This is a genomic window from Rhizobacter sp. P2_H2, assembly GCF_056403375.1.
On record NZ_JBFUFP010000346.1, the window covers coordinates 1 to 5,068 of the forward strand.

Here is a 5,068-nt window from a genome sequence, read left to right on the forward strand (position 1 = left end):
AGCCGACGGTGTCGATGGTGTTGCGCAGGACGGGTGCGCCCTCCACATACAGGGTCGTCTCCTTGGCGACCGGGTCGTTGACGACGGCAACATGCAGCCAGCTGTCCAGCAGGATCTCGCCGGACCAGTTGGCACGCGCCGAATCCGGTGCCGGCAGCTGAGGAATGACCTCGAACTGCACCTCTTTCAGGTTGGAGATGGCAAATTGCACGGGCGGCGAGGCATCCCATCCTTGGAACCCCGGGAAATTGCGGTTCCACCCGCCGCGCGTCATGATGTTCATCCAGGCATTGCGGGTGGTCCAGGACTTGTCGAGCTTGATGAATGCCTCGATGGTGTAGCCAGTCGTTTCGAAGGTGGCGCTGTTCAGGGCCGCCGCGGCATCGGTCATGAAGTAGCTCAGGCGCGAACCCTCCGTGTTGCTGAAGTGCACGCTCCCGGTGGCCGACGACAGCCGGTGGTGGTCGTGGCTCCACTGGAGATCCGACAATTGCGCCGCATTGCCGGCAGGCTCGGTCAGCGCCGCCCGCGTCAGGTGGGCGGCACGGCCCGAGGCATCGGCGATGACCTGGCGGTCGGCAAGCGCCGCGCCGTCGGTGCCACCGAAGAAGCGCCAGTGGGCCACCGTCTCGGCCACGTGCGGATAGTCCTCGACGTTCGCAGGCGCAACGGCCGGCGCCTCGACAATGCCCTTGAAGCCATCGAGCATCATCGACGTGGCCACGGTTGCGAGCGATGTGGCGCTGGGCGCGGCGACCTTGAAATCCGGCGCGAAGCCCGCAAAGCGGCGGGCAAAGTCCATCTTGATCACGAACTCGTTGTTGCCGTCGCGCAGCATCACCTGGTCGAAGGCATTCAGGGTGGCGGAGGGCTTGTTCCGGACCCAGGGCGAGAAAGACAGGGCCTTGATCTCGTTGTGGGTCAGGTCGAATTCATAGAAGCGCAACAGCCCATTGCCGCCCTGATAGGCCATCTGATAGTCGACCACCATTTCTTCGACGGCGTTTCCGAAGTCGTTGATCTTGGTCTTGCGGGCCGAGCCGTGAAAGTGGCCGTTGACGGTCATGAAGATCTGGTCGTTGCGCTTGATCAGTTGCTCCCAGAGCATGAGCCCGTAGCCGACCTCGAGCGGGGAAACGCCGTCCGCGTCGATCCGGATCAGTTCGTGGTTGACCAGGATGGCCGGCAAGGTGGGATTCGCCTTCAACACGCCGTTGGCCCACGCGATGCCGTTGTCGGAGGCGCGCCATGACATCGACAACACCAGAAAGCGCTGCCCCTCGGCGGCGAAGACGTGGTACTCGTGGAAACCACTGGGGTCACGTGCGCCGAACGTGCTTTGCTTCTTCGCACGCTCGGTGCCGAACCATTGGAGATACGGCTCATCGGCCAGTACGCGTTGGGCATCGGTGCCTGCGGATTGGTCGCCTTCGTAGCCGATGTCACTCAGCACGTCGTGATTGCCAGCCAGGATCGAATACGGCAGCTTCTTGTCCTCCAGCACCTTCATGGCCCGATCCGCGACCTGCCATTGCTGCGGCTTCTGGACTTGATCGACGACATCGCCCACGTGGATGACAAATGGGATCTTCAGCGCGGCTGCGTTGTCAACGATCCACTGCGTCTGCGCCAGGTAGGGCGTGCTGCCGTAGCGCTTGTCGAACTGGTTGCCGGTCTCCTCGGTGGCATAACGCGAGTAGAACTGGGTGTCGGGCAGCACGACGAGCCCGAAGCTGGAAACCTGCCGGGACGCAGGCGGCACGGTGTCCGTCGAGTCGGAACCGCCCCCGCATGCGGCAAGGAGCGAACCGGCGCTGAGGGCGGGAAGAGCCAGTCCCATCTTGATCAACTTGCGTCGATCCGGGTCCAGTGGGCGCTGCGCGGTGTGGGGTCGAGTGGAAGAATCTGGCAAGCTTTGCTCCGTCGGGAGGGAAAGCCGCAAGCCTATGTGGGCGCCATGTCGCCGCTGTGAACATGCCCCTGAAACGCGGGCACCGCAGCCTCGCGATGACAGATCAGTCCGTGACCCTGCTTCGCAGCTGCCGCAGTGCGGGTGTCTTCTTGAATTGATGCGCGGCCATGCGTCTCATCAAGCCACTCAGCGCATCGATGCCCTCGGCCAGGAGCGGACCCTTGTTGAGCATGACGCACTCCGCGCGTGCCGCCATGGCTGCGTCGGGCATGGTCGGCCTCCTCGGTGCTGACAGCGCGCAGGCGGTCATAGCGCTCGGTGTTGGCCAGCGGTGGCGTCAATACCTGCAGCGCTGTGGCGGCACTCGCCGGCGCCGGCCCCGCGTTCAACCGGCCCAGTACGTTCAGGACGTGCTCGACGCTCACTCGCCCGCGTCGCGTGCCCTCCAGCGCCACCAGCACCGCGGACAGGTCGCTTCGCATGAGCGAAACGACACGAACAGTCGGCGGCGCGCCGCTCCACTTCGCCAGTTGCACGACCAGGTGCCCCACGCCGCCCGCCGCGCCATTGACGAGCAGCCTCTTGCCACGCAGCGGCACCGGGCGATGGCGTTCCGCTTGCAGCGGGTTGGCGTGATCGTGTCCCAGCTCGATCAGGAACTGCCATGCGGTGAGCCCGGCCATCGGTGCCGCCGCGGCGTGCGCGTGATCGATGCCGGCAGGCTTGTGCGCCAGGTCTGACGCCGGCGCCGCGACGACCTCGGCATACGCGGCCCCCTCGCCTTTGAGGCCAGGGAATCGGACCATGCCGAACACTTCATCGCCCACGGCGAAGCGATCCACATCGCCCGCGACGGCCTGGACGACGCCCGACACGTCCGTCCCGGGAATGACAGGGAAGGGCACCGGCGGCCTCCACTCGGGCGGCAGGTTCTTGTAGCCCTCGCGCAGGTACCAGTCGGGCGGGTTGATGCCCACCGCATGACGCGAACCAGCACCTCGCCCGGTTTCAGCTCGGGCACCGGGGCGTCCTCATGGCGGAGCACCTGCGGACCGCCGAACTCGTGCAGCCGGATCGCCTTCATCGTCATTGCCATCTCCTTCACCGCGAAATTGCGTTGAAGAGGAGTGTGGATATTCGCCGCCCTTTTGATAATCCATGCGCAACTCACTTGACAAGTGCCATGKCGGAGCAAATCAGCCTGGAGCKCCTGACCGGTATCGTCGCGTTTGCGCGCGCGGCATCGTACGGCGCGAGCTGGTGATGGCAGTCTGCGCGATTTGGACAGCGTGGCGGTGCGCGAATCCTCCGTGGCGTGCGCGCCGGCATGTGCGCGGGAACGCCAGGATGGCGTGACGGCGCTCAGGTCGGCAAGGACTTCAGCACGCTGCGATTGAGTGCGCCATCGATGTCGTGCTCCCATTGCTCGCGCGGCAACTCGAACAGCAGCTCCACGGCGATGCCGTTCGGATCGGTCAGGTGGATGCTGTGCGTGGCCCCGCGCTCGATCACGCGATGCAGAGCGACGCCGCGCTCAGTGAGAAAGCGGATTCGCGCGCGCCACGAGGCTTCGCTCGGGTACTCGATCGCGACGTGATCGAGCGCCTGCGGCCGCGCCGCGTCGGCGGGTTCCAGGCCCGACTCCTGGTACAGCGCAATGTCGTGGTGATGCAGCTTGCCGTCCTTCAGGCCACTGTAGAAGCGCATGGGCGGTCCGCCGTCGGCGCGCTCACGGCGCGAGGTCGCGACGTGACGGAAGCCGAGCAACTCGGTCCAGAAACGGTGCGATTCCTCGATATCGCGCACGTTGAGCAGGAGATGATTGACGCCGCTTGGCGCCTGCAGCGATTCGGTCGTCGGGGATGTGTCGTTCATGGGTTGTCCAACGCGTTGAGAAACTGTCACGATTTGTCGACCGCCAGCGCGGCGGCGTCGATCGCGGCGGCGATCTGTTCGATCTGAGCGTCGCCGGGGCCGTGGGCGAGGCGGCTCTTCAGGGCGTGCCGCAGGTTCTCAAGGGCCGACGCGAGGCGGGCCGATGCAGCACCTGTTCTCGCTGTCTGGAGCGGCCTGATGCGGGTGAGCAGGGCGTCCAGGGTGGGTCGGTAGACGTCAAGGTGCACGCGTCCTTCGGCGGTGATGGTGTGGAGCTTCTTTGTCCCCTCGCTCGCCGCGACACTGACGTGGCCCAGTTCCTCCAGCCAAGTCAGCGTCGGATAGATTACGCCGGGGCTAGGGCTGTAGGCCCCGCCGGTGAGATCTTCGATCGCCTTGATGATCTCGTAGCCATGCCTCGCGCGCTCGCCGATGAGGTGCAGCGCGAGCAGACGGAGGTCGCCGTGCGCGAACAGCCGACGGTGTGAGCCGCTTTCTCCGCGATCTTGGCTGCGCACGTGCTCGTGATCGTGGCCGTGCTCATGACCGCAACGGCCGCGGTGAGGACTGTCAGAGTGCGCGTGGCGGGAGTGATGGCGGGACATGAGGCCTCAAATAAGATATATCGGTTTAACGATATATCGGAAATAACTTGGCGGCAAGGCGATCCCTTGTGCCGGCATGGCTATCGCAGCGAGGGAGTGCTTCAGGGCCCGCATGACACCCCGTTCTTCACCACCGCCGGCGGGGTGAGCTCGTCAAGCTTGTCGCGAATGCTGACTGAACATAACTTTCGAACAGATGCTGGCGGTGGAGGGGCGCCAGATGAGCACTTCAGCCCGACCTGTGCTCTGGAATCGGCGTGAAATTGAAGCGCAAGCTGAGCACGAGAGGAACTGCAGGCGTATTCAGAAGCAAGGCCGATAGCCAGATCGCCCCGGGCCACTCCTCTCGAAAGACGAAATAGAAGCTCGAGAACATGAGTGGCCCGACCACGGATGCGAGGCTCATGGCTGAGGCCAGTACGCCTTGAAACTCGCCTTGTCGGCTCTCGTCGACAAGGCGACTGGCAAGCGAACGCCGCGCAAGGCGCGTGAGATCTGGCGGTACGGCACCGATGGTGTTGCGCGCAAGGTCTTCAGCGGATCGTTCGTGGTGACCGCTTCGACGGCCAGCGTCTACGGTTCGGGCTTCACGGCGACGCGCGGTGCAACCGTGCCGGTGACCACCAGCCCTGTGACGCTCACGGTCCAGGGCGGGGCGGGGGTCTTCACCTACGCC

4 protein-coding genes and 2 pseudogenes are annotated in these 5,068 nt (G+C 64.9%); 1 reads left to right on the forward strand and 5 read right to left on the reverse strand.

Annotation, left to right across the window (positions count from 1 at the left end):
* The 5 genes and pseudogenes from AC1D15_RS17535 to AC1D15_RS17555 form a co-directional block, all read right to left on the reverse strand.
* Window positions 1-1,840: LamG-like jellyroll fold domain-containing protein (locus tag AC1D15_RS17535; protein ID WP_477826981.1), on the reverse strand; the 1,840-nt coding region annotated here is incomplete at its 3' end.
* A gap of 338 nt (window positions 1,841-2,178) precedes the next feature.
* Window positions 2,179-2,388: pseudogene (locus AC1D15_RS17540) on the reverse strand (IS21 family transposase); the annotation flags it as partial.
* 303 nt (window positions 2,389-2,691) lie between these two features.
* Window positions 2,692-2,889: pseudogene (locus AC1D15_RS17545) on the reverse strand (alcohol dehydrogenase catalytic domain-containing protein); the annotation flags it as partial.
* A gap of 385 nt (window positions 2,890-3,274) precedes the next feature.
* Complete coding sequence (locus AC1D15_RS17550) at window positions 3,275-3,787, reverse strand: VOC family protein (protein WP_477826982.1); 513 nt, start codon at window positions 3,785-3,787, stop codon at window positions 3,275-3,277.
* Between the two features lie 26 nt (window positions 3,788-3,813).
* The gene (locus tag AC1D15_RS17555) at window positions 3,814-4,305 is read right to left on the reverse strand and encodes a PadR family transcriptional regulator (RefSeq protein WP_477826983.1); all 492 of its coding nucleotides are present in this window, start codon (window positions 4,303-4,305) and stop codon (window positions 3,814-3,816) included.
* Between the two features lie 511 nt (window positions 4,306-4,816).
* Here AC1D15_RS17555 and AC1D15_RS17560 point away from each other — a divergent pair.
* A partial coding sequence (locus AC1D15_RS17560) for a hypothetical protein (protein ID WP_477826984.1) occupies window positions 4,817-5,068 on the forward strand: 252 nt, incomplete at its 3' end.

What these genes read in the sequence shown, in the direction of transcription:
- AC1D15_RS17550 (WP_477826982.1), bottom strand. Translation starts at nt 3,787, where the DNA reads ATGAACGACACATCCCCGACGACCGAATCGCTGCAGGCGCCAAGCGGC.